Annotated in this window: 19 protein-coding genes and 1 pseudogene; 10 read left to right on the top strand and 10 right to left on the bottom strand. The window is 64.9% G+C overall.

The genetic code is table 11. From position 1 onward, the window contains the following. Window positions 1-61: 61 nt before the first annotated feature. The 3 genes from O1Y97_RS22035 (at window position 62) to O1Y97_RS22025 (ending at window position 6,658) form a co-directional block, all read left to right on the top strand. Window positions 62-3,565 (top strand): PAS domain S-box protein, encoded by a 3,504-nt coding sequence (locus O1Y97_RS22035; protein ID WP_318762374.1) that lies wholly within the window; start codon window positions 62-64, stop codon window positions 3,563-3,565. Between the two features lie 249 nt (window positions 3,566-3,814). Next, window positions 3,815-4,861, top strand: a complete 1,047-nt coding sequence (locus O1Y97_RS22030; protein WP_183264569.1) for a Fe(3+) ABC transporter substrate-binding protein — start codon at window positions 3,815-3,817, stop codon at window positions 4,859-4,861. Window positions 4,862-4,942: 81 nt separating this feature from the next. Beyond that, window positions 4,943-6,658: an ABC transporter permease gene (locus O1Y97_RS22025; RefSeq protein WP_108609130.1), complete on the top strand. Its 1,716-nt coding sequence runs from the start codon at window positions 4,943-4,945 to the stop codon at window positions 6,656-6,658. 250 nt (window positions 6,659-6,908) lie between these two features. Here O1Y97_RS22025 and O1Y97_RS22020 read toward each other — a convergent pair whose 3' ends face one another. Then, on the bottom strand, window positions 6,909-8,867 hold the full coding sequence (locus O1Y97_RS22020) for an acetoacetate--CoA ligase (RefSeq protein ID WP_318762373.1): 1,959 nt from the start codon (window positions 8,865-8,867) through the stop codon (window positions 6,909-6,911). Between the two features lie 182 nt (window positions 8,868-9,049). Between O1Y97_RS22020 and O1Y97_RS22015 the strand changes: the two genes are divergently transcribed. After that, complete coding sequence (locus O1Y97_RS22015; RefSeq protein WP_318762372.1) at window positions 9,050-10,912, top strand: AsmA family protein; 1,863 nt, start codon at window positions 9,050-9,052, stop codon at window positions 10,910-10,912. Here the strand turns inward: O1Y97_RS22015 and xseA are convergent. Together xseA and O1Y97_RS22005 are read right to left on the bottom strand one after the other, a co-directional pair. After that, window positions 10,909-12,474 (bottom strand): exodeoxyribonuclease VII large subunit, encoded by a 1,566-nt coding sequence (gene xseA, locus O1Y97_RS22010; protein WP_318764258.1) that lies wholly within the window; start codon window positions 12,472-12,474, stop codon window positions 10,909-10,911. The two genes, O1Y97_RS22015 and xseA, sit on opposite strands and share 4 nt — an antisense overlap. Before the next feature lie 55 nt (window positions 12,475-12,529). Continuing rightward, window positions 12,530-13,486, bottom strand: coding sequence for a LysR substrate-binding domain-containing protein (locus tag O1Y97_RS22005; RefSeq protein WP_318762371.1), 957 nt, complete (start codon window positions 13,484-13,486; stop codon window positions 12,530-12,532). A 169-nt stretch (window positions 13,487-13,655) separates the two neighbouring features. On the opposite strand from O1Y97_RS22005, the gene O1Y97_RS22000 reads away from it, so the two are divergent. Continuing rightward, entirely contained in the window at window positions 13,656-13,946 is a 291-nt protein-coding gene (locus O1Y97_RS22000; RefSeq protein ID WP_318762370.1) for a DUF1127 domain-containing protein, read from the top strand. Window positions 13,947-14,104: 158 nt separating this feature from the next. Here the strand turns inward: O1Y97_RS22000 and O1Y97_RS21995 are convergent, their stop codons facing one another. The 3 genes from O1Y97_RS21995 to O1Y97_RS21985 form a co-directional block, all read right to left on the bottom strand. Further along, window positions 14,105-15,007, bottom strand: a complete 903-nt coding sequence (locus O1Y97_RS21995; protein ID WP_183263746.1) for a DUF937 domain-containing protein — start codon at window positions 15,005-15,007, stop codon at window positions 14,105-14,107. 76 nt (window positions 15,008-15,083) lie between these two features. Continuing rightward, window positions 15,084-16,457 carry a glutamate--cysteine ligase gene (locus O1Y97_RS21990; RefSeq protein WP_108610024.1) on the bottom strand — a complete coding sequence of 458 codons (1,374 nt, stop codon included), beginning with the start codon at window positions 16,455-16,457 and terminating at the stop codon, window positions 15,084-15,086. 145 nt (window positions 16,458-16,602) lie between these two features. Beyond that, window positions 16,603-17,187, bottom strand: a complete 585-nt coding sequence (locus O1Y97_RS21985) for a TetR/AcrR family transcriptional regulator (RefSeq protein WP_318762369.1) — start codon at window positions 17,185-17,187, stop codon at window positions 16,603-16,605. 81 nt (window positions 17,188-17,268) lie between these two features. Between O1Y97_RS21985 and O1Y97_RS21980 the strand changes: the two are divergent. Continuing rightward, window positions 17,269-18,179, top strand: a pseudogene (locus O1Y97_RS21980) (alpha/beta hydrolase family protein). Here the strand turns inward: O1Y97_RS21980 and O1Y97_RS21975 are convergent. Beyond that, window positions 18,180-18,914 carry a 16S rRNA (uracil(1498)-N(3))-methyltransferase gene (locus O1Y97_RS21975; RefSeq protein ID WP_318762368.1) on the bottom strand — a complete coding sequence of 245 codons (735 nt, stop codon included), beginning with the start codon at window positions 18,912-18,914 and terminating at the stop codon, window positions 18,180-18,182. A gap of 9 nt (window positions 18,915-18,923) precedes the next feature. On the opposite strand from O1Y97_RS21975, the gene O1Y97_RS21970 reads away from it, so the two are divergent. Beyond that, the gene (locus O1Y97_RS21970) at window positions 18,924-19,661 is read left to right on the top strand and encodes a hypothetical protein (protein WP_318762367.1); all 738 of its coding nucleotides are present in this window, start codon (window positions 18,924-18,926) and stop codon (window positions 19,659-19,661) included. Here O1Y97_RS21970 and O1Y97_RS21965 read toward each other — a convergent pair. Beyond that, on the bottom strand, window positions 19,570-20,235 hold the full coding sequence (locus O1Y97_RS21965; RefSeq protein WP_318762366.1) for a hypothetical protein: 666 nt from the start codon (window positions 20,233-20,235) through the stop codon (window positions 19,570-19,572). The two genes, O1Y97_RS21970 and O1Y97_RS21965, sit on opposite strands and share 92 nt — an antisense overlap. 80 nt (window positions 20,236-20,315) lie before the next feature. On the opposite strand from O1Y97_RS21965, the gene O1Y97_RS21960 reads away from it, so the two are divergent. Together O1Y97_RS21960 and O1Y97_RS21955 are read left to right on the top strand one after the other, a co-directional pair. Next, window positions 20,316-21,014, top strand: a complete 699-nt coding sequence (locus tag O1Y97_RS21960) for a type 1 glutamine amidotransferase (protein ID WP_318762365.1) — start codon at window positions 20,316-20,318, stop codon at window positions 21,012-21,014. Window positions 21,015-21,301: 287 nt separating this feature from the next. Continuing rightward, window positions 21,302-21,439, top strand: a complete 138-nt coding sequence (locus tag O1Y97_RS21955; RefSeq protein ID WP_162244938.1) for a hypothetical protein — start codon at window positions 21,302-21,304, stop codon at window positions 21,437-21,439. Here the strand turns inward: O1Y97_RS21955 and O1Y97_RS21950 are convergent. After that, window positions 21,423-22,181 (bottom strand): metallophosphoesterase family protein, encoded by a 759-nt coding sequence (locus O1Y97_RS21950; RefSeq protein ID WP_318762364.1) that lies wholly within the window; start codon window positions 22,179-22,181, stop codon window positions 21,423-21,425. The genes O1Y97_RS21955 and O1Y97_RS21950 overlap by 17 nt on opposite strands. Then, window positions 22,178-22,972: an FCD domain-containing protein gene (locus O1Y97_RS21945; protein ID WP_318762363.1), complete on the bottom strand. Its 795-nt coding sequence runs from the start codon at window positions 22,970-22,972 to the stop codon at window positions 22,178-22,180. The genes O1Y97_RS21950 and O1Y97_RS21945 overlap by 4 nt, the downstream gene beginning before the upstream one ends. 195 nt (window positions 22,973-23,167) lie before the next feature. On the opposite strand from O1Y97_RS21945, the gene O1Y97_RS21940 reads away from it, so the two are divergent. Next, window positions 23,168-24,490: a DUF3422 family protein gene (locus tag O1Y97_RS21940; RefSeq protein ID WP_108609120.1), complete on the top strand. Its 1,323-nt coding sequence runs from the start codon at window positions 23,168-23,170 to the stop codon at window positions 24,488-24,490. Window positions 24,491-24,495: the final 5 nt, after the last annotated feature.

The raw sequence follows: 24,495 nt of genomic DNA, 5'->3' as shown, positions 1-24,495 counted from the left end.
GATGACGGCTTTTATTAACAAAGCGTTAATTACGAGAATGCGTGCCTTGCGGGTTATGTGAATGCCGTCAGCAGCCTATTCCTTCATCGACGTCGCGGTGGTCGACCGTGTCAGGCAGCATTTTGCTGCTGGCGACGCTATCGTCGTGTTGACTGCCGACCTCGAGGACGTTGTTTGGGCCAATGGTCCGGGTGCTGCCGTGCTCGGTTATGACGACATCGATGCGGTGATCGGCGCCCCGGCGCGCCTGGGCCTGGCGGCGCGTCGGCAGATCGCCGCGACCTCGGGCTTTCCCGAAATCGGCAGCGACCGCGCCATCATGGTGCGGGTGGCATCGGGCATGACCAGCAGCGCCGTGGCCTTCATGGCCAGTTCGGTCCGGCTGCCTGATGGCGAAACCGCAATCATGCTTGCCGTTCCCGTAACCCAGGCGAGCGCGCGCGGCGTCAGGGACATTGCCGCCAACGCCATCCGTGGCTTCACCGAGCCGGGGCATTTTCTCGCCTTTGTCGATGGCCGAGGTGAAATAGAAGCGGCGACCGAGGGATTTGCCGACCTTGGCATCGCCACCTCGACCCTTGCCGGTCTGGTCTCTGCCGTCAGCCGCGAACGCGACCGCATCATCAAGCGGGCCATCCCCGCCGCCGGTGGCTACCTGCCTGCCGGACTGGCGCGGCTTGTCGACGATCCGGCGCGGCATCTGCTTGTCGTCGTCGATGAACGCATCGAAGCCTTCGAAGGCAGCCTCCCCGAGGAGGCTCCGGCCGGACCTGCGCTGGAGCCTGCCCGGGATGCCGATCCCCAGCGGACGCAGGCGACAGCCCCAGCGCAGCCACAAGTCTCTCCGCATTCAGACCACGATCATTGGTATTTCAGCCCGGAAGAACGCGAAAGCCGGGGCGGCGCCGCGGTCCGCGAGATGGCTGCCGCGCAGCATTCGCCCAAGCTGCCTGAGCCGGGATCTGTCGCCGAACTCGTGGAAAGGCCGGCTGTCGTGGCTGGCGAGGCCGCCGAGCCGCCGGCGAAACGCCCCGAGCCGGTGACGGAACGATCGGCGGCACCGGTCCGCTTTGTCTGGCGCACCGATGCCGAGGGACGTTTCAGCGCGATTTCGCCTGAATTCGCCGCCGTGGTCGGCGAGCATGCAGCCGATGTCATCGGCCGGCGCTTCCAGGATGTCTCGAACACGTTCGAGCTCGATCCCTCCGGCGAGATCGCCGGACTGCTCCAGCGCCGCGACACCTGGTCGGGCCGTTCGGTACTGTGGCCGGTTGCCGGCTCGGAACAGCGTATCCCGGTCGATCTCGCCGCATTGCCAGTCTATGGGCGCGACCGCAGTTTCGAGGGTTTTCGAGGGTTTGGCGTGGCGCGCCCGGCTGAGGCCGTGATCGACCACGAGCGCATCGGCCTGGCGCTGGTGCCCAACGGCACGCCGCCGCTGGAAGCTACGCCTGAAGACGCCGCCGAAGAGTTGGCGGAACCTGCGTCTTCGGCCGCCGAACCGGGGGCCGTCGACCCTGCTGAGCAGGCGGAAGCCGGGACTGCTCCATCGGACGGGCCCGCAGCCGAAGCAGCCGCTCCCGCCGACCCATTCTCCGGCGAGGTGCCGGCGCTGGAAATCGAGCCGACGCACGATCGCCGCTATTCGGACAAGGTGATCCGGCTTGCCGAGCATCGGCCGACCGCGCCGGAGGAGCCCGCCAACGGCAAGGGGCTTTCGTCCGTCGAGCGCAACGCCTTCCGCGAGATCGGCGAAAAGCTCAAGCGGGCGGGCGAGATTGTCGCCGCTGGGCAGCAGCCAGGATCGGGCGCCCCAGAAGCGGACGTGGCGGCTGCCGAGAACAACGGCGAAGCGGCGTCGGCCGAAATTGCCGGCTATTCCGAAGCCGCCGCCGCCGAACTTGCCGAACAGGATGCCCCTGGAGCCACTCAGGCGGCGCCGGAAGATCAGCCGGCGGGCGAGGGTGCAGAGGTCGTGGCTCTGTCGTCCGTGCGAGCAAGCGAACCGGCAGCCGAACAGGCCGAACCTCCGCGCGACGAGCCCGCAAGGCCTCCGCTGCGCACCGAGGACGTCATCCCGTCGTTCTCGGGGGGACGCGACACGCCCGTCGATGCCCCGATCCTCGAGGAATTGCCGGTACCGGTGCTCATCCATGCCGGCGACGTGCTGCACTATGCCAATGCCGAGTTTCTCGACCTGACCGGCTACGGTTCGGTCGATGAACTGGCGCAGGCCGGCGGCCTCGACGCGCTGTTTGCCGAGAGCTACGGCGACGAACCGGGCTCAGACCATGAGCTGAAACTGAAGACCCGCGACGGCGAGGAGTTTCCGATCGAGGCGGTGCTGCGCTCGGTGCCCTGGCAGGACGGCAAGGCGCTGATGCTGGTGGTACGTCGCATCAGCGGCGATGACGACCTCGACGACGCCTCAGGCCAGATAGCCGAGCTTGAAGAGCGTCTCGCCGAGATGCGCACCATCATCGACACTGCCACCGACGGCGTCGTGCTCATCGACCGCGACGGCGCCATTCGCTCGATCAGCCGCCCGGCCGAAGCTTTGTTCGGTTTCGACAGCGACGAGGTCACCGGCAAGCAGTTCCATTCGCTGTTTGCCATCGAGAGCCAGCGCGCCGCGCGCGACTATCTGGTCGGCCAGTCCGAGCATGGCGTGGCAAGCGTGCTCAACGATGGCCGCGAGGTCATCGGCCGCGAATCGCAGGGCCGCTTCATACCGCTGTTCATGACCATCGGCCGCCTGCCCAACGACAGCGGCTTCTGCGCCGTCGTCCGCGACATCACCCAGTGGAAGCGCGCCGAGGAGGAACTGACCCAGGCGCGCGCTGTGGCCGAGCGGTCGTCGTCGCAGAAGACCGATTTCCTCGCCCGCATCAGCCACGAGATCCGCACGCCGCTCAATGCCATCATCGGCTTCTCCGAACTGATGGTCGACGAGAAGTTCGGCCCGGTCGCCAACGACCGCTACCGCGACTATCTCCGCGACATCAACCGCTCCGGCAATCATGTGCTCGATCTGGTCAACGACCTGCTCGACATCTCCAAGATCGAGGCCGGCCAGCAGGAGATGGACTACGAGGCGGTGTCGCTCAACGATACGCTCGCCGAGACGGTGGCCATGATGCAGCCTCAGGCCAATCGCGAGCGCGTCATCATCCGCTCCAGCTTTGCCTCGCGCCTGCCGGAAATCGTCGCCGACCGGCGCAGCATCCGTCAGATCGCGCTCAACATCCTGTCCAATGCCGTGCGCTACACCCAGGCTGGCGGCCAGGTCATCGTTTCCACCGCCTACGAAACCTCGGGCGACATCGTCATGCGGGTGCGCGACACCGGCATCGGCATGAGCCAGTCCGAGATCGAGCAGGCGCTGAAACCGTTCAAGCAGATCAATTCGCTGAAGCGCGGCAGGGGCGACGGAACCGGCCTCGGCCTGCCGCTGACCAAGGCGATGGTCGAGGCCAATCGCGCCCGTTTCACCATTGCGTCGACCCCGGGCGAAGGCACTCTGATAGAGGTGACCTTCCCCTCGACGAGGGTTCTCGCAGAGTAGTGGGCGCCCGCCGGGTGCGACATTTTGTGCACATCTGCGTGATCCTCGCTGGCTGTTGTTAGAATTTGTCGAACAAGCCATTGAATCCGGTGCAAAACAGTCCAGTTTAGAACAGTTCTAAACTATTGAATTTGTTGGCCTTTAAACTTGACCGCAAGTGTCACAATGGCCATAGGGAAGGGGGTCTCGCAAGCGAGGCTGCCATATGTTCCTCAAGGGACTTTGCCCCCTTTGGCCAGGAGAGAAAAAATGAAGTTTGGAAACGCCAGGTCGGCAATTGCCGGCGGCGCCCTCGCGATTGCGGCGCTCTTCACCACCTCGGCGCTCGCCGATGGCGTGGTCAATATCTACACCTATCGCCAGCCCGATCTGATCAAGCCGGTGCTCGATGCCTTCACCGCCGAGACCGGCATCAAGACCGAAGTGCTGTTCCTCGACAAGGGTCTTGAGGAGCGCATCCAGGCGGAAGGCCAGAATTCGCCTGCCGACGTCATCATGACCGTCGACATCGCCCGTCTCACCTCGGCCAAGGAAAAGGGCGTCACCCAGCCGCTGGTCGACGAGGAAATCAACAAGCTGCTGCCGGCCGAATATCGCGATCCGGAAGGCAACTGGTTCGGCGTCACCAAGCGCGCCCGCGTGATCTACGCCTCCAAGGAGCGCGTCAAGGACACGGCGATCACCTATGCCGAGCTCGCCGATCCCAAGTGGAAGGGCAAGATCTGCATGCGTTCGGGCCAGCACGACTACAATCTGGCCCTGTTCTCGGCAGCAATTGCCCATTGGGGCCCCGAGAAGACCGAAGAGTGGATGAAGGGCCTGAAGGCCAACCTCGCCAAGAAGCCCGACGGCGGCGACCGTCCGCAGGCTGGCGCCATCGCTGCCGGCGAGTGCGACATCGCCATCGGCAACACCTACTATGTCGGCCTGATGCGCAACAACGAGAAGGACCCGAAGGAAAAGGAATGGGGCAACGCCATCAACGTCCTCTTCCCGACCTTCGAGAACGGCCTGACCCACGTCAACATCTCGGGTGCGGCGCTCGCCAAGAACGCGCCCAACCGTGACAACGCCGTCAAGCTGATCCGCTTCCTGGCCAGCCACGAGGCCCAGCAGGTCTACGCCGAGAAGAACTACGAATACCCGGTCGAGCCCGGCCTCGAGCCGTCCGAGACCGTCAAGGCTTTCGGCGAGTTGAAGGCTGACACGCTGCCGCTGGTCGACATCGCCAAGGGCCGCAAGGCTGCCTCCGAGATGGTCGACCGCGTCGGCCTCGACGACGGCCCGAGCAGCTGATAGGCGGGTACATGAACTGAAGAAGAGCCGGGCCGGGCAATCGGTCCGGCTTTTCTGCATTGCCGGGGAGCGGCCTTGCCGATGACAAGCGGAGCAGGTCAGGGGATTTCGGCCGAGGCGATTGCCGCGGACGCCCGAGCTTTGCCCGTCAAGCGCTCGCGCCACCCGTTGCTCGGCACGCTGGCGCTCGCGATCGCCGTCGTCGTCGTCCTGCCGGTGTTTTCGCTTGTCTTCGTCGCCCTTTCCGGCACCGGCGAGGATTGGCCGCATCTGATCGAAAACGTGTTGCCGGGCGCCACGCGCACCACGCTTGCGCTGCTGGTCATGGTGGCAGCGCTGACATCGGTTGCCGGCGTCGCCTGCGCCTGGGCGGTCGTCGCTTATGATTTTCCGTTCCGCCGCATGCTGTCCTGGGCGCTGGTGCTGCCGCTTGCCGTGCCGCCCTATCTCGCAGCCTATGCATTCGGCGAGTTCTTCCACTATCAGGGGCCGGTGCAGAGCCTGGTCCGCGCCGTGTTCGGCTTCCAGACCATCCGCGACTACTGGTTTCCCGACATACGCTCGACCTGGGGCACGGCCTTCGTGCTTGCCTCTGTGCTCTATCCCTATGTCTATTTGACCACCCGCATTGTCTTCCTCATGCAGGGACGCAATATCGCCGATGTCGCGCGCACGCTCGGCGCCTCGCCGGCGCGGGTGTTCTGGCGCGTGCTGCTGCCAGTCGCGCGGCCGGCCATCGTCGCCGGCGTGGCGCTGGTGCTGATGGAGAGTATCAACGACATCGGTGCGGCCGAATATTTCGGCGTCCGCACGCTCACAGTCGCCGTCTACACCACCTGGCTCAACCGCGGCAGCCTCGAAGGCGGGGCGCAGATCGCCATCCTGATGCTGGTGCTGGTCGTGCTGCTTCTGGTCGCCGAGCAATGGGCGCGCCGCCGCCAACGCTTCCATGCCGGCCGCGGCACCCACCTCAAGGTCCACCCGCCGCGCCTTGCGCTCAAGGGCTGGACACGCTTTGCCATGCCCGCGGCCCTGCTTCTGCCCATCCTAAGCGGCTTCGGCGTGCCGATCACCATCTTCGGCCAGTATGCATCGCGCCGCCTTGAACAGTTCGCCTCGCCCGACGTCGCACGCGCCTTCGTCAACAGCCTGATGACTGCCTCGATCACCGCCGTCGTCACCGTCGGCATCGCGTTGTTCCTGCTCAACGCCCAGCGCCTGTCGAAGACACGCAGCATGGCGGCGATGGTGCGGCTCGCGTCGGTTGGCTACGCCCTGCCAGGCGGTATCCTCGGCCTCGGCCTGCTCTTCGTGCTTGCCCGCTTCGACAATTCGGTCGACGCCTTCGCCCGCGCCTATCTCGGCGTCTCCACCGGGCTGCTGCTCACCGGCTCGGCCGCCGCCGTCATCCTCGCCTGCACCATCCGCTTCGTCGCGCTTGCCGAGGGCGCGATCCGCTCCGGCATGGAAAAGCTGCCCGGTAGCCTCGACGAGGCCGCCCGCAGCCTCGGCAAGACGCCGGCGCAGAGCGCCACGAGCGTGCTCCTGCCGCTGCTCAAGCCGGCCATCCTGACGGCAGCGGTGCTGGTCTTTGTCGACACCGTCAAGGAACTGTCGGCGACCATCCTGCTGCGCCCCTTCGGTTTCAGCACCCTCGCCACCCATGTCTATGAGAACGCCTCGCGCGGCGTGCCGGAGGAGGGTGCTGTCGCAGCGATCGTCATCATCATCACCGCCATGGTGCCGGTGGTACTGCTTTCCGGCGCCCTGGTGCGCGACGCCGAGGCGTCGCTCTAGCTTCTCCAACAAACGCCAAAGAAAAAGGCGCCAGATTGGCGCCTTGAAAGGAGATGCTGTTTACAACGGGGACTTGAGCTAACGTGCCATCCTCGAAGACGAGGAAAGGGATTTCTCCCTTCAAGTTAGGCATGACTATCGGGGTCGAACCTTAACAGCTCCTTACCGAGATAATGATAAGTTTACGAAAGTGTACCACTCCTGAAGTCTAGGTAAATTTGGTGGTTACCCTTCGTTAAGCATGAGGCCCTCAGCTCCCGAGGACTTCGATGTCCTTGTAGAGCTCGAGCGCTTCGGGGTTTGCCAGTGCTTCCTGGTTCTTGACGGGTCGGCCATGGACGATGTCGCGGACGGCGAGTTCGGTGATCTTGCCCGACTTGGTGCGCGGGATGTCGGCGACGGCGACGATCTTCGCCGGCACGTGGCGCGGGCTGGCACCGGTGCGGATTTTGGTGCGGATGCGCTTTTCCAGCTCCGCGTCCAGCGAAACGCCCGGGGCGAGGCGGACGAACAGCACGACGCGCACGTCGTCCTGCCAGTCCTGGCCGATGCAGATCGCCTCGGCGATCTCCGGCATCTGCTCGACCTGGTTGTAGATCTCGGCGGTGCCGATGCGCACCCCGCCCGGGTTCAGCGTCGCATCCGAGCGGCCATGGATGATCATGCCGCCATGGGCTGTCCATTCGGCGAAGTCGCCATGGCACCAGACATTGTCGAAGCGCTCGAAATAGGCGGCGTGGTATTTGGCGCCGTCCGGATCGTTCCAGAAGCCGATCGGCATCGCCGGGAATGCCCTGGCGCAGACCAGTTCGCCCTTTTCCTCGCGCACCGGCTGGCCGTCGTCGTCCCAGACCTCGACGGCAAGGCCGAGGCCCGCACCCTGGATCTCGCCCGTCCACACCGGCTCGGTCGGCACGCCGAGCACGAAGCACGAGACGATGTCGGTGCCGCCGGAGATCGAGGCGAGGTGCACATCCTTCTTGATGCCGTCATAGACGAAGGCAAAGCACTCCGGCGACAAAGGCGAGCCGGTCGACGAGATGGTGCGCACGGTCGAAAGATCGTGGCTGTCGATAGGTCTCAGGCCGGCCTTGCGCACCGAATCGATGAATTTCGCCGAGGTGCCGAAATAGGTCATCTGCTCGGCCTGGGCGAAGTCGAACAAAACGTTGCCGTCGGGATGGAACGGCGAGCCGTCATAGAGCAGCAGCGTCGCCTCAGCGGCCAGCCCCGAGACCAGCCAGTTCCACATCATCCAGCCGCAGGTGGTGAAGTAGAACAGTCGGTCGCCGGCTTTCAGCCCCGCATGCAGGCGCAATTCCTTGACATGCTGGATCAGCGTGCCGCCGGCCGAATGGACGATGCATTTGGGAATGCCGGTCGTGCCCGAGGAAAACAGGATGTAGAGCGGGTGCGAAAACGGCAGCGGCTCAAACGTCACCGGCCTGGCTACGAACGGCGCCAGGGCAGCCTCCAGCGCCTCGGCCTTGGCGATGGACGAGGCCACGTCGCTGGCCGTGCCGAGATAGTCGACCACCAGCACCTTGCTCACGGTCGTCAGCTTTGCGGCGACCGCTGCGACCTTCTCGCCGACCTCGATGTGCTTGCCGGCATACCAGTAGCCGTCGGGCACGATGAAGACCTTCGGTTCGATCTGGCCGAAGCGGTCGAGCACGCCCTGTGCGCCGAAGTCGGGCGAGCATGACGACCACACCGCCCCGATCGAGGCGGCTGCCAGCATCGCCGCCACCGTCTCGGGCGTGTTCGGCATCATCGCAGCGATCCGGTCGCCTTTTGTGACGCCGAGCGAAACGAACAGTTGCTGCAGCTTCGACACCAGGGCCGCCAGTTCGTCCCAGGACAGCCGCCGCTCGACCTTGTCTTCGCCGCGAAAGACGATCGCCTCGCCGGAGCCCGCGCCGCGCAGCAGGTTCTCGGCGAAGTTCAGCCTGGCATCGGGGAAGAAGGCAGCGCCCGGCATCTTGTCGCCGTCGACCAGCACGCGGCTGCCCTTGTCGCCGACGATGCCGCAGAAGTCCCAGACCAGGTCCCAGAAGCCCTCGCGCTCGTCCACCGACCAGGCGTGCAGTTCGGCATAGCTGGAGAATACCCGCCCGGCGCGGGCAGACACCTCGGCCATGAACGCCGTCAACGGCGCTTCCGCGACCTGCTTGGCGGAAGGCACCCACAGCGGCGTTTCAACGGACATCGGCATATCTCCCAGAACGGCATCTGGTTATGCATGTCGCACTGCAGCAGATCAAGGAGATGTCGAATAGCGCCATTGCGCTGTGCGCAAACGTCATCGCAAGGCCACAAAGACTTGAAATGCCGCGAGTCTCCGTTACACCCGTTGCCACAACCGCGCAGCACGGGCAGCACAAGGGCAACATGCCATCACCACTGTTCAGGCGCAGCATTTGGGCGATCGTCGGCATTGCCGTCCTGATCGCCGTGGCTGTTGCTGCCGTGCCGTTCGTCGCCTCTACCCAGATCGTCAAGGACCGCATCGCTTTTGAGATGAGCGCGTGGAGCGGCTTCCGCGTCTCGATCAACGGCACGCCCGACATCGAGATATGGCCGGTCTTCCGCGCCACGCTCACCGACGTGACACTCACAGATTGGGAAGATGAGCAGGGATCGCCGGTCATCGAGGCCGAACGGGTCGAGATCGAGCTGTCGGCATTTTCTGCCCTCAGCGGCAATGTCGACTTCTCCGATGCCCATTTCCTGCGGCCGACGGTGCGTCTGCGGCGCCTGGCGGATGGCGGCCTGGAGCTGCCCCAATCGCGCGGGGGCAGGCTGACGCGGGCAATCGAGCTTGCACGCGCCACGGTTTCTGCCAGTCCCGCTGAACCGGACCTCAGCCAGATGCCCTCGGATGAATTCGGCTCTGTCGAATTCGTCGATGGCCGAGTCGTCGCCGTTTCGGACGAGGGCGAAGACGAGCTTTTGACCGACCTCACTGGCAAGGCCAGCCTGCCGGCGCTCAACAAGGCTGGAAGCCTGACCGCCACCGCTATCTGGCGTGGCGAGCAGGCTGCACTCGAACTGTCGTCACCCCGCCCGCTGGTGCTCTTTGCCGGCGGCACCGCGCCCATCGTCGCGTCACTGAAGTCAGCGCCGGTGGAGGCGTCCTTTGACGGCGCCGCCAGCCTGTCCGGCGATGTCCATGTCGACGGCCAGGTCAAGCTTGCCGCATCCTCGCTCAGGCGGGTGCTCGAATGGTCACGCTCCGGCGTTTTGCCCGCGAGCCCGGTCGGCTCGATCTCCGTAGCTTCCAGCATCACGGGCGATCTCGATCGTCTCAAGCTCGACAGCGCCAAGGTGACGATCGATGGCAATCCCGGCATGGGGATTCTCGATCTGTCGCTGAACGGACCCGTGCCAGCGATCTCCGGCACCCTTGCATTCGACTCGCTCGACTTGATGACCTTTGCCTCGGCCTTCGCGCCGATGGCGTCGTCCAATGCCGGGACGGCCGAGATCGATACCAGCTTCGCAGAGCGTATCAACCTCGATCTCAGGCTTTCAACCAGCAAGGCAACTGCCGGTTCGATTGCGCTGTCCGAGGTCGCCGCCACGGCTCAGGTCAAGGGCGGCCTGATGGCGTTTGACATCTCTGACGCCGAAGCCTTTGGCGGCAATGTCCAGGCCGGCATTCGCTTCGATCGCAAGCCAGGCGGCACCCAGGCCGAACTGCGGCTTCTGGCATCGGACATCGATGGCGGCGCGTTCGGTACCGCCGCCGGCATGAGCCGAATCGTGCCGATCGGCCGGGGCACGGTGTCGGTCATCCTCAAGGGCCCGGGCATCAGCTGGAACACCCTGTTGCAGAATGCCAACGGCTCGATTGCCGCCACATTCGGCGCCGGCGCCATCGTCGGCCTCGATCTGCAGGCATTCCTCAAGCGTTCGTCGGAACGCGGCTTTTTCTCGCTTGACGAAGTCTCTGGCGGCACGCTGCCGGTCGATGGCGTCGAGTTGAAGGCGACGGTTGCCAACGGTGTCGCCAGGATCGACAAGGCCGAGGCGCGCACCGCTTCCAACCGCATCTGGCTGACGGGAATCGTGCCTTACGTCGGCCGCGGCTTGGCCTTGTCCGGGGCGATCGAAGCCAAGGACGCCACGGCCACCACCCCGCCGGCCATCCCACCTGCGGCTTTCTTCGTCGGCGGATCGTGGAGCGCGCCGTTCATTTCCCCGCTCGTCGCTCCAGTGCTTGCGACGCCGTCCGGAACGACCTCGGACTAAAACAGGCTACCCTGGTTGCCGGGTTCCTTGACCTTGCTCACCGGCTTGGCCGGCGGTCGTGGCTTGGCGTCGCCGCTGGTGGCGACGGCATTGGCCGTGCCGTCGGCAAACTCGATCGACAGCGCGGCCCCTGCCGAAATCTCGGCTGCACGCTTCAGCACCGCACCGTCGGCATCGCGCACGAGCGCAAAACCGCGCGCCAGCACCGCCTTGTGCGAAAGCGTCGCCAGCAACCGGTCTGCCTGCGAGAGCTGCGTCCGCGCGCGTTCGAGCCTGCGGCCAACGGCCAATGCGCCACGCCGTTCCAGGCTGGTGACCTGCAGGCGGCAGGCCTCCTGCCGCCTGGCCAGCGGTTCGGGAGACAGCCGTGCCCTGGTACGGTCGAAGCGGATATGCCGCTCGCGCACCAGGGAGCGCAGGGCCGCGTTGGCCCGCAGCATGTCGCGGTCGAGGTGGCGGCGCGTCTCGGCGATGCGCCGCGACAGGGTCGCCGGCGACAGTCGCACAGCTGAAAGCCGCGCGCGCTTGCGTTCGGTGGTGACCGTCAGCGCCCTGCCAAGCCGGCTGGTGGCCTCGTCGAAGCGCCTGCGGGGCAGCGCCAGCAACTGATCGGGCGTCGGCAGGGCGCGTGCCGCTGCGCGTACCGCCTGGCTGCGCCGGTCGATCATGCGCGAGACGGCGCCGCGCAGCCGCGCGCCAAGATTGGCGAGTGTCGCCTCGAGTTCGGCCTTCACCGGTACCGCGAGCTCGGCGGCACCTGTCGGGGTCGGTGCCCGCCTGTCTGCGGCAAGGTCGATCAGCGTCCAGTCGGTCTCGTGGCCGACGGCGGAAATGACGGGAATATGCGAGGCCGCCACCGCGCGGATCAGCGCCTCGTCGTTGAAGCCCCAGAGGTCTTCGAGGCTGCCGCCGCCACGCGCTACGATCAGAAGGTCAGGGCGACGGAAGCTGCCTTCTTCGGGCAGTTCGTTGAATCCGTTGACGGCCGCCGCTACCTCGGCGCCTGACGTCTCGCCCTGGACGCGCACCGGCCAGACCAGCACATGCAGCGGAAAGCGATCCTTGATGCGGTGGATGATGTCGCGGATGACAGCGCCGGTCGGAGAAGTGACGACGCCGATGACCAGCGGCATGAACGGCAGCAGCTGCTTGCGGTGGTCGTCGAACAGTCCTTCGGCGGCAAGCCTGCGCTTGCGTTCCTCCAGCAGCGCCATCAGCGCGCCGGCGCCCGCCGGTTCGAGATTATCGATGACGATCTGATACTTCGACGAACCGGGATATGTGGTCAGCTTGCCGGTGGCGATCACCTCCATCCCTTCCTCGGGACGGAATTTCAGCCGGCTCATCGTGCCTTTCCATACCACGGCCTCGATGCGGGCGCGGTCGTCCTTCAGCGAGAAATAGGCATGGCCAGATGAATGCGGCCCGCGATAGCCGGAGATTTCGCCGCGCACGCGCACATTGCCGAAGGTGTCCTCGACCGTGCGCTTCAGCGCGCCGGAGATTTCGCTGACGGTGTATTCCGCAGCGTTGGTTCGTGATTCGGTGGCAACTTCGCTCATGGCACGATTGAGGGCCGGCATGGCCCTCCCGTCAAGCACGCGGCTCAGCCTTTGCCTACCATCCCGGCATGATTTGGTTCGGCTTCAGCCGCCGGCTGCGCGTCGCCATCATCGCGGCGAAATCGAAGGAGCCCGATTCTTCCGGTGTCGGTATCGAGATGTTGTCGAGGCTTTCCGAGATGTGGCGGGCAAGCGCGTCGATGATCTGCGGCCGGCTGGAGTGGCCGCGCAGGATACCGATCTTGCAGTCGGGCAGGGAGCCGAAACCGTCGGCCTCTCCCAGCACCCGCATGCCAGGCCGCAGTGCACACTCGGGCAAGACCGACACCGCAAGCCCGGCCAGCACGGCAGCCGTGATGACGGTGGCCGACCAGCTGGTGAAAAGGATGCGATACCTGCGGTCGCGCGCGTCGAGCATCTCGCAGGCGGTGCGCCGCCACTGGCAGTTCGGCCGGCCGAAGGCCATCGGCAGGGTCTCTTCCTCATGCACCATGTGGCTGGCCGAAGAAACCCACAGCAGCGGCTCGTTGCGCACGATCTCGGTCGGGTTGGTGCCTTCGCACTGGGTCACCAGGGCGATGTCGAGATTGCCGCGGCGGATCATGTCGGCGAGGTTGACCGTAGGCTCGCAGATGACCGACAGCTCGACGCGCGGGTTGGAGCGCGAGAAGCGCGCCATGATCTCGGGCAGGAAGCGGTCCGCATAGTCGTCGGGCACGCCGATGCGGATCGTGCCCTCGAGCGCGCGGTCGTCGAAGGCGGCAAGCGTTTCCCGGTTCAGGTGCAGCAGCCGCCGCGCATAGGAGAGCAGGCGCTCGCCTTCCTCGGTCAGCTTGTTCATGCGCCCTTCCTTTTCGAACAGCGCCTTGCCGATGCGCTCTTCGAGACGGCGCATCTGCATAGACACTGCCGACTGGGTGCGGTGGACCTCGTCGGCGGCGCGGGTGAAGCTGCCGGTGTCGACGATGGTGACGAAGGTCTGGAGCTGGTCAAGATCGAGCGGAGCGGCCATCGACGTTTCCATCATGAACTTTGATGATAAAGATTAGAAACATTCGTTGGATTAATCAATCCACCGATGGCAATGTTTGATCGTCCACATGAGGCATGTGTATCGGAACCGGTGCGGCGGCAAGGAGCGTCGACCGGAAGGGGCCCGTTTGTCCCTCAGGGAGATGACTATGACCACGCTTGACCATTGCACTGAGACGACGCATTCCGCGGCTCGGCCGGTGAATGCGATGCGTATCGTCACTTACACCGCCGATCTCCTCCGCGCCTGGAAAAATCGCCGTGCGTTCTACCGCCTCGGCGAAATGACCGACACCGAACTCGCCGATGTCGGGCTCACCCGTGGCGACCTGCATGTCGCCGTCGACCTGCCGTTTGCCAGCGATCCGACCGCGCGTCTGCGCACGATCCGGCAAGCCCGCGCCGACAACATCGAGGCCATGGCCCGGCGCGTCGCCTGATCGATTTCTGCTTTCGCAGGCTCCCCACTCCCAGCCGGTCCCCGCCGGCCTTGCCTGCAGTTGCCCGGTCCTCCCAAGGACCGGGCTTTTTCTTGGGCAGGCAGTAAGGCAGCCGTCTCTGTTGCCCTACTTCCTTGTTGCCTTGATCCCCAAGTTCCCTACCGATACCTGTCCATACCCTTGCTGAACTGCTCGAAGATCGACTCGACGCCCTTCTGGTAGTCGTCGCGCTGCTGGCTGCCGGTTTCGAACATCTTGCCGAACAGGTCGTCGTATGGGTTTTTTGGCCTGCCGCTCGGGTTCGCCTGCTCTTGAGGGCGCTGGCGCGCCTGCGGCTGCGGAGCCGGTTGGGCACCGCCGCCTCCAAGCATTTCCTCGAAGATCTTGCCCAGTGGATTGTCGCCGTAGGGGCTCTGCTGCGGTGCCTGCTGGCGCGGCGCCGATTGCGGCTGTGCCTGGCCGCCGCCGAACATGTCCTTCAGCACTTTGCCGAACGGGTTGTCGAACGGGTCGGGCGCCTGCGTCTGCTGGGGCGCCTGCTGCTGCCCGCCGCCCATCATGCCGCCACCCTGGCGCATCATCTGCTCTATGATCTCGCCCAGCGGGTTGTTGCCGCCCATGCCGCTGGCCGCCTGCATCTGACCGGTCGACTGCTTGAACAGCCCACCCATGATCATCGACGCGATCACCGGCAGCATCTGCTTGAGCACGTCCTGGCCGATACCGGTCGCCTGCGCTGCCTGCCCGGCGACGGCTCGCGACAGGTCCTTGGACCCGAACAGGTGGCCGAGGATGCCGTTGCCTTCCTGCACCCCCTGGGGCGAGAAGGCGCGCGTGGCGTCTTCGAAATATTTGGCGTGCTGCCCGCTCGCCATGGCCTGCAGGAAGGAGCCGACGCCGTAGGGGTCGGAGGCATTGCGCTTCAGCCCCTGGCTGAAGGCGGGCATCAGCGCCTCGAGCGCTGATTGCGTCTGTTGCTGGCTGAGCCCGAATTGGCGCGCCAGTGCCTCCATGCCGTTGCCGTTCTGGGCATTGGCCAGCATTTCGAACAGGGGCAGCATGCTTTCCTCCTCAGGTCATTTGCCGGAGGAGGAGCGTAGTGCCTTTTAGCTGGAGGTTGAAGGGGCTTTTGCAGCCCTAGTAGGCATACTCCAGGAACGCCGGCTCGATCGATCCGCCCCAGCGCGTGTTGTAGGCGTTGAGCATTTCCTCGGCGCTCGTCGTGCCGCGTGCGACGACCTCGTCGAGCGTGTTGAGGAAGCCGGCCTCGTCGAAGCCGTCGCGGTTCTTGCGGCCACGGTTGACCAGCCCCTGGCGCGACAGGGCAAGCACTTCGCGGCCGACTTCGCGCAGCGTAGCATTGCGGAACGGCGCCGAAATGCCCTGCTCGGGCACCGCGTCGCGCATCGCCCGCACGTCCTGGTAGCTCCAGTCTCGGGTGAACTCTTCCGCTGCATCGAGCGTTTCCGCATCATAGAGCAGCCCGACCCAGAAGGCCGGCAGCGCGCAGATGCGGCGCCATGGGCCGCCGTCGGCGCCGCGCATTTCGAGGAAGCGCTTCAGTCGCACGTCCGGGAACAGGGTCGACAGGTGGTTGGCCCAGTCGCCCATGGTCGGCATGCCGTCGGTGATTTCGTTGCGCGCGTCACCGGCCATGAACTGGCGGAAGGTCATGTGCGTCATGTCGTGGTAGCGGCCGTCGCGGATGACGAAATACATCGGCACGTCGAGCGCCCATTCGGCATAGTCGGCAAAGCCGAACTCGGGCGAGAAGCAGAATTCCAGCAGGCCCGAGCGCTGGTTGTCGGTGTCGCGCCAGATGTCGCCGCGCCAGCTCTGCATGCCGTTGGGCTTGCCGTCGGTGAAGGGCGAGTTGGCAAACAGCGCAGTGGAAAGCGGCTGCAGCTTGAGCGACACCTGCATCTTGCGGCGCATGTCGGCTTCGCTCTCGAAGTCGAGATTCACCTGGATGGTGCAGGTGCGGTACATCATGTCGAGGCCCTTGGTGCCGACTTTGGGCATGTAGGCGGTCATGATGTCGTAGCGCGACTTCGGCATGCGCGGCGTTTCTGCCAGCGTCCATTTCGGGCTGCCGCCGAGGCCGAGGAAGCGGATGCCCATCGGCTCGGCGATTTCGTGAACCTGCGCCAGATGTGCGTTGCCCTCGCGGCAGGTCTGGTGGATCGTCTCCAGCGGCGCGCCCGAAAGCTCGAACTGCCCGCCCGGCTCCAGCGAGATCGCACCCTGGCCGGTCGGCTCGACAAGGCCGATGATGCGGCCGGCATCGATGATCGGGTCCCAGCCGAGCTTGGTCTGCATTCCCTCCAGGATGGCGCGGATGCCGCGGTCGCCGCCATAGGGAACCGGCGCGTTGCCGTCGACATAGAAAGGAAATTTCTCGTGTTCGGTACCGATTCGCCATTTGTCGCGCGGCTTGTTGCCGGCTGCGAGATAGTCGACGAGTTCGTCCATCCCTTCGATAGGCCGGAAATCAGTGGTGTCGCGCGCCATGTATGCTTCTCCTGAAGGCGGAAGGACCGCGGGCGCTTGATGGACGATCGAGCGCTTGCCGATCAAGCGAAAAATCCTGAGCCTTCGTCAATAGATATTGAATGATTTCGCTGCACCCGCTGCGTCAAGCAAGTCCTTGTCTTGACTATCGCGCCGAAAGTGCCGCCTTGACCAGCGTCGATGCCGCTTCGCCTGCCGTTTCCATGTAGCTCGCATCGCGATTGAGCAGCACCACCGCGAAGGCACCGTCGAGCAGCAGCACGATCTGGCGGGCGAGCACCTCGGGCGCCGCCGCGCCAGCTTCTGCCAGCACGTCCCGCAGCCAGCCTTCGACGCGTTTCTTGTGGGCGATGCCGGTCTTGATCGCAGGATGGCCGGGCATGTCGGCAAGTTCGGCAGCCGTGCGCAGGAAACCGCAGCCTTTCCATTTCGGCTGGCGCGCGGCCCGGGCAAGATTGGTGAATATGGCCGCCACCTTCTCAATCGGCCCGCCTTCCGCTTCTGCAAACCAGCGCTGGAACAGAGCGAGATTTGGCTGGTCGCGGCCGTCGAGATAGGCGGCGATCAACTCGTCTTTGCTGGCGAAATGGTAGTAGAGCGTGCGCTTGGTCAGTCCCGCCTTTTCGGCCACGGCATCGACGCTGACAGCCCTGATGCCGGCGCCGTAAAACAGTTTCGAGGCGGCGGTGACGATGCGTTCGCGCGTCGGAATGTCTGTCGGTTTCATCATCTATGTATACCGACTAGTGAGTGTATTAAAAAGGCAATTTCGCATATCCGTGCAGCAACTTGCACGCATGCGAGATTTGCTATGTCCATTGCCGTATCCGTCGCCGCCCCCAGCTCTGTCGAGATCGTCTGCGACGATGGCGGCGTGCTGCACTGCCATCTCTGGCCGCGGCCCTTCGGTTCCGGCTTCGGCACAGTCATCCTCAATCCTGCCACCGGCGTGCTGGCACGATATTATCACCGCTACGCCGCCTTTCTTGCCGGACACGGCCTTGATGTCCTGACCTACGACTACCGAGGCATTGGCGCCTCGCGGCCGGCCGACTTGCGCCGCTGCGGTTACCGATGGCGTGACTGGGGCGAACGTGACTTCGATGCCGCCCTGCGGTTCGTTCTCGCCCTTGATCCTGGCGCGCCGGTGATGGTCGTCGGCCACAGCATAGGCGGTTTCCTGCCCGGCCTCGCCAAATCCGCCCCGGTCATCACGCGAATGCTCACGGTAGGCGCCCAATATGCCTGGTGGCGCGACTATGCCGGGGACCGGCGTCTGCGGCTGTTCCTGAAATGGCATGTCGCGATGCCTGCGCTCACCGCCTTGCTCGGCTATTTTCCCGGCAAGCGCCTCGGTTGGCTCGAGGATCTTCCCTCAGGTGTGGCCAACGAATAGAGTTTTCGCCGCGCCCGCATGGAGCAGAGCCATCCCGAAGATGAGCGCGACGCTGTCCTTCGTCGCCTTGCCGCCGTTTCAGCGCCCATCCTCGCCATCGGCGTTTCGGATGACGAACTCGGCACGCCACAGGCGATCAAGCGGGCGCTGGCCTACTACTCGGGCGCAAACGCGACCCAGGTCCTGCTTTCGCCTGTCGATTTCGACCGGCAGGAGATCGGCCATTTCGGCCTGTTCCACAGTCGCACGCAGCCGATTTCTGGCTCGACACGCTGCTCTGGCTGCGCGACGGCATCAACCCGTGGCCGGGCAGGGTGCTTGCCTGACTACCAGTCGCCGATTGCTGCCTGGATGACGGCCAGTGCTGCCACCGCAGCTGTGTCGGCACGCAGGATGCGGGGTCCCAGTGGAATCGCGGTCACGAAGGGCAGGGCGCGCAGCATGCGGCGCTCGTCGTCCGAGAAGCCGCCTTCAGGCCCGACCAGGAGGGCGAGCTTGCGCTCCTTGATACCCTGCAGCGTTGCCATCGGATTGTTGGTCGAGGCATCCTCATCGCAGAAGATCAGCCGCCGTTCCTTGTCCCAGTTACTGAGTAACTGCTCCAGCTTCACCGCCTCGCGCACTTCGGGAATGGCCAGGATGCCGCATTGCTCGGCGGCCTCGACGGCATTGGCGCGCAGCCTCTCGATGCTCGGTTTTGCCAGTTGCGTGTGTTGGGTAATGACGGGCGCCAGCGTGCCCGCCCCCATCTCCACCGCCTTCTGCACGAGATAGTCGAGCCGGCCCACCTTCAGCGGTGCAAAGCAGTAGACGAGATCGGGGTGATCAGGCTGCGGCCGCTGCAATTCCAGCACCTCGAGCCGCACCGCCTTCTTGGTCCTGCCCGCGATCCGCGCGGACCATTCGCCGTCACGGCCATTGAACAGCAGCACTTCCGCGCCTTCGCCGAGGCGAAGCACATGGGCGAGGTAGTGGCTCTGCTGCGGATCGGCATCGAAAGCCGCGCCGGAGGAGAGGTCATCAGGCACGAATAGCCGTTGCATCTTGTAGTTTGCGCGCATGGCCGAGCAATGCGGCAGGCCGCGGCGGCGGTCAAGGGGCACTCTTGCGGCCTCTTTTCAGGCATGGATGTTCATGTTATGTTCGTTCTTTGCCGGGGGGCGGAGATGGCGATCTTTCGTGTCGTTGCTGCATGCCTTTTGTTGGCGGGTTGCGGTGCGCAGCTCGCCGCCGCCTACGGCATTCCAATCGTGCCAGCAGGGCAGAAGGAGCAGGTGTCCAAGAACATTTCGGTTGAACAGGATCCGCACACGGGCTTGATCAAAGTCTCGGGGCCGCTGATTTTTCATGACCGGAACCTGCTTGGAAACACCTACCTGATCCGCAGCTGGATCGATCCGAAGGGGCAGTCCGTAAACGACGACTTCCAGATCCTTGTCACCGGTCGATACCCGAAGCGCGTCTATCTCAAGCAGGCCTATGCCGATGGCGAAAAGGTAAGCACGATAGCAATCGATCGCGAGCGCGTCAGTTGCGCCGACTTCTGCATCATCAAGGAAGTAATTGGCCTCAACCTCACAGAAGACGAGATGGTGCGCCGCGCCGCGACCGGCATGTCCTTCAAGCTCCTCGGTCGTCGCGCATCGCTGGTCATGACCATCCCGCCTGCCTATTTCGCGGCGCTGCTCGATGCCCATCGTGCCGCTCGCAGCGGGCCTATGCCCTCCTTGCCGAAAGCAACTCCGCGCTCGGGTGCCAGTCCGGCCGGTAGCCCTGATGCAACACGGCCAGCGTCGTCGCCGGCGTGATGATGCACATTTCGGCATCGGCCAGTTCGTAAAAGCCGAATGCCGCATCGTAGCCGGAAAAGCTCCAGCGCAGCGCCTTGCCGCCGTGCACCGCATAGTCCGAGGCCCCGTCCGAGAACATCGCGCCGTCGGGCAGCAGGTGCAGCCCGTGCCGGTCGACCTCGATGGGCTTGCCGCCCGACGCCAGCCTTTCCAGGTGCAGCCGCCCGTCGATCTCGCCGACCTTCGGGTCTTCGGCGCCGAAGGCACCGGCATAGGCTGCGCTAAAGGCCTGGGCGCGCGCGCGACGGCAATAGAAGCAGGGGCGGTGCCCGGCGGCCAGCGCCGTCACCTCGTCGAGGAAGAACAACTCCGTCCACCCCGTCTTGTCGCCCGGCCGGTTGCGCCCCATCGGCACGCGGCGCACGCCCTTGAACTCGAGCGCGCAGGTGATCCACGCCTTGGCCGCCCAGCGCCGGTTTTGCAGCGATCTCGTCTCGGGATCGTGGATGATGCCGCGATTGCCGGTGAACATGCCGCGCGCCGGATCGACATGGATCTCGCCGAACGGGTCGACCCGGTTCTGCAGTGGCATAGCTGTTCCTTCTTGGCTGCGTCGCGCGCCTCATGATAGGGCTCGCCGCAGCGTTGTCACTGTGCTGCTGAAGGGCCGAAATGCGCGTTCTTGTCGTCCAGAATTTTGCCAACACCGGCCTCGGCCAGGTCGGAGCCGCACTCGTGGAAGTCGGCGCCGAGATCGACCAGTGCAATGCCTATCTCGGCGACGCCCTGCCGGCCGATGCGGCAGGCCACAACGCCATGGTGATCCTCGGCGGCGGCCAGAATGCGCGCGACGACGCCCATTCCCCATATTTCCCGGCCTTGCTCGAGCTCGCTCGCGAATTTGTCGAACGGGACAAGGCGGTGCTCGGCATCTGCCTCGGCGGTCAGCTGATGGCGCGCGCCTTCGGCGGCCACAACCGTATCGGCGGCTCGACCGAATTCGGCTGGCACGGAATCACCCTGACCGAAGAGGCCCAGGACGACCTGGTTTTCAGCGATCTTCCCCAGCGATTCCCGATCTTCCAGTGGCACGACGATACCTTCACCCTGCCCGAGGATGCCGTGCGGCTTGCCGGCAGTTCGGTCACCGGCAACCAGGCTTTTCGCATTGGCCGCGCCGGCTATGGCATCCAGTTCCACTTCGAAGCCGACCGGCCGATGGTTCGCGACTGGAGCGAGGCCTTTGCCGAGACGATTGCTCAACGGCATCCCGACTGGCATCAGCACCTCGACAGCGAGGCCGAGCTTCACGGCCCCGAGGCAGATGCCGTCGGCCTGGCGCTGGCGCGGTCCTGGGTCGCCGCGATCTGACCGGTCGCGCCCCGCGTTTTCGTGACATTTTTGGCACGTCGAACAAAATCCGCCGGGGATAGTCATTTGCCTGCTGGATTGTGCCCCAAAGCCTTTCTAAAGACAGCCCCGCGCCAGTTGGCGATGGTATCGCGAATGAACCATCTCTGAGTGCCGCGCGACACAAGCCCGATACAGAACCACCCTAGAAGCACGGCCGTGAAGCCGCGCCTCGACGGCTTCGCTTAAACTTTTCGGAAACTTATTCGTAACTCTGCTCATGCAGAATGCAGGAAGCTCAACCTGAGATGACTCCCTTGAAAGCAGCGCTCCTGTCCTTCGCCATGCTGTCGGCAATCGTGCTCGGCGGCTTTGGGATCTATGCCGCCGATGCCGCGGCCGACCACCACGCCGTCGACGGCTACGGCGTCACCGCCTCCCGCTGAAGCCGGGCTTTTCCACTGAAAACAGACGTTTTTCCGCGCCCTCGATGAGGAGCGCGGTCAGCACGCCTGAATAGAACACGCCGGTGTCGATGTTGACCCGGTTGGCCAGCACTTCGGGCTCCGCCTGCGGTGTGTGCCCGTGCACCACCACCTTCGGGTGCAGCCCTGGATGGTTCAGGAACTGGTTGCGGATCCAGATGAGATCCTGCGGATCCTGCTGGTCGAGGGGAATGCCGGGCCGGATGCCGGCATGGCAGAAGAAAAAATCGCCGAAGGACGCCGAATAGGGCAGCGCGCGCAGAAAGTGCAGGTGGTTGTCGGGCACGGCAGCCACAAGTTGGGCATGGCTTTGCCTGAGCCCCGACGCATCGCTCATATTCAATCCGACGCCATAGGAGCGGGCCGTCTGTTGTCCGCCATGCCGGGCAAACAGCCCCTCCGCATCGGGCTCGGCCAGAAAATCGAGAAATCCGGTGTCGTGGTTACCGGTCAAGACGATGTTGCGGCTGTCGCGCGCCGTGGCCGCGATGAGGTACTCGATCACGCCCCGGCTGTCGGGTCCGCGGTCCACCAGGTCGCCGAGGTGGACGATACGCCAGTCGCCGGGCTTGTCGCGTTCGATCTCCGCCGCGATCCGAGCGTGCATTTCGGCCAGGAGTTCGAGATGCCCGTGAATGTCGCCGATGGCATAGACCCGGATGCCCTCGGGACCCCGGGCATCGAGGAAATGTACGCCGGTCATGGCTTCCGGCCCGTCTCGCCGCTGTCGGTGCGCTGCCGCAGCCGCAGGCGCGAAATGCGCTGCCAGTCGCCGCTGCGCTCGGCCTCGGCCATGGCGCGCTCGAGATAGGTGATGTGGTCCATCGCCGCCTTGCGCGCGCCGGCCGGATCGCCAGCCACCACCGCGCGATGGATTGCCTTGTGCTGTTCGAGCAGCACGTCGCGCGTCCCGCTCACGGTGAACACCACCAGGCGGTTGTTGAACACGCCGTCGGAGAGCAGCCGATAGCAGGAGCGCAGCGTGTGCAGCAGGATGATGTTGTGGGCGCATTCGCCCACCGCATGGTGGAACTCGACGTCGATTTCCGCTTCCTCTGTAGGGTCGGCACGGGTATGTGCCGCCTTCATCCGCGCCATGATGCCATCGAGCAGGGCGAGATCTTCCGATGTCGCCCGCCGTGCCGCGTATTCGGCCGCCAGCCCTTCGATCTCCCTGCGGTATTCGAGATAGTCGGCCGCCGCCTTGCGGTGGTTGACGATCAATTCCATCACAGGTTTCGAAAACACCTGGCCGATGACATCAGCGACATGCGTGCCGCCGCCATGCCGTGTGACCATCAAGCCGCGCGCTTCGAGCGCCTTCAGCGCGTCGCGCAGGATCGGCCGCGACACGTCGAACTGCTTGGCCATCTCGCGTTCGCCGGGCAGCCGGTCGCCGGCGCGCAGCACGCCCTCGAGAATAAGGCTCTCGATCTGCTGCACCACCTCGTCGGCGGTGCGCGAATGCTCGATCCTGGAAAAGATGTCGCTCAAGGTCGTGTCCGGAGCCGTTGTCGGTCTGCAAGGATATGTGCCCAGCTGCCAACTGGTCAAATTAATTATCCAATCTGTCGCATTCGTGCAGTCTCGATCGCGCTCACCTTTATCAGCTTGGCCTAAAGTTCACGTTTGCCTGTTGCATTGAATTTCCCTAGAGGCTCGAAGCTCTGGGCATCGAGGGAGCCATCTGTGACAGTCGATCCGTCGTCACTCGAATTCCTGCCGCGTTCCACCGGCAGCGTGATGGGATTCCCGGCGCATGAGGGCCGTCCCGGCGCTCTTGGCGAGGTGCATTCCAGGCCGCATCCGCTGGTCGAGAACCCGCGCGTGCTGGTCCAGCTCTCCTTCATGACCGAGGGCGGATCGAGCGTCGACCACGCGGTGCTTTCCGAACTGTCGCGCCGGCTGGGCATCGCCTCGCCCGATCGCCAGGCTCGCCACCACGCCATGAAGTGGGGGCAGGGTTCGCTGCGCTGGGAGCGGCACACCGAATTCTCGACCTATCTCTGGGAAGGACCGCTGTCCGACAGCGGCCGGTCGCAGGAGGATTCGCCCTTCGGCAACGGCTTCAGCCCGCCCGGCACGGTCATCTCAGGCATCCGGCTGGAGATCCGCAAGTGGACGCCGGCTACCGAAAAGCTGATCGCCGGCTTCGATCCCACCAGCCTGTGCTATTCCATCGTTGAGAACGGTGCTGCCGCCATCGTCACCGACTTCCGCCAGGATGGCGACGGGCTGACACGCATCCTGATCCTCGATCGCGGTCTCACGCCGGCCCGTACCGGCGCACTGTCGCAGCGCCTGATCGACATCGAGACCTATCGCACGCTGGCCATGCTCGGCCTGCCGATGGCGCTTTCGCTGTCGAGCCGCGTCCGCCGCATCGAAGACCGGCTTGCCCAGGCGACCCGCGAGATGAAGGCGACCGAGACGCGCGACAGCCAGGCCTTGCTTGCCGATCTCACCGAGCTTGCCGCCGAGCTCGAGGCCGATGCTGCCTCCAGCCTCTATCGCTTCGGCGCCAGCCGCGCCTATGACGGCATCGTCCGCGAGCGCCTCGAGGCGCTCGAAGAGGAGGTTGTCGCCGGCTACGACACCTGGGCCGGCTTTCTCAAGCGCCGAGTCGCACCCGCCATGCGCACCTGCCGGTCGGTCGAGGAGCGCCAGGCCAACCTGTCGCGCAAGCTGACCCGCGCTACCACGCTCCTGCGCACCTGGGTCGACGTCGAGGTCGAAAGGCAGAACCGCGACCTGCTCGCCTCCATGAACAACCGCGCCCGCCTGCAACTGCGTCTGCAGCAGACGGTCGAGGGCCTGTCGGTCGCCGCAGTTTCCTATTATGTCGTCGGCCTGATCGGCTATGTCGCCAAGGGCGCCTCGACGGTGGACCATTTCTTCGCTCCGGAGGTCGTCACTGCAGCCTCGGTGCCGCTGGCGATCCTGCTTGTCTGGTGGGGTGTGCGACGTGTGCGCCGCGCCCACGAAGAGCCCAAGACAGCCCCGGGCGAGTAATTTTC

This window comes from Aminobacter niigataensis (assembly GCF_946995915.1).
GTDB lineage: Bacteria > Pseudomonadota > Alphaproteobacteria > Rhizobiales > Rhizobiaceae > Aminobacter > Aminobacter niigataensis.
Note: the sequence above shows the minus strand (reverse complement) of the source record. Positions and strands in the feature narration are given on the sequence as shown.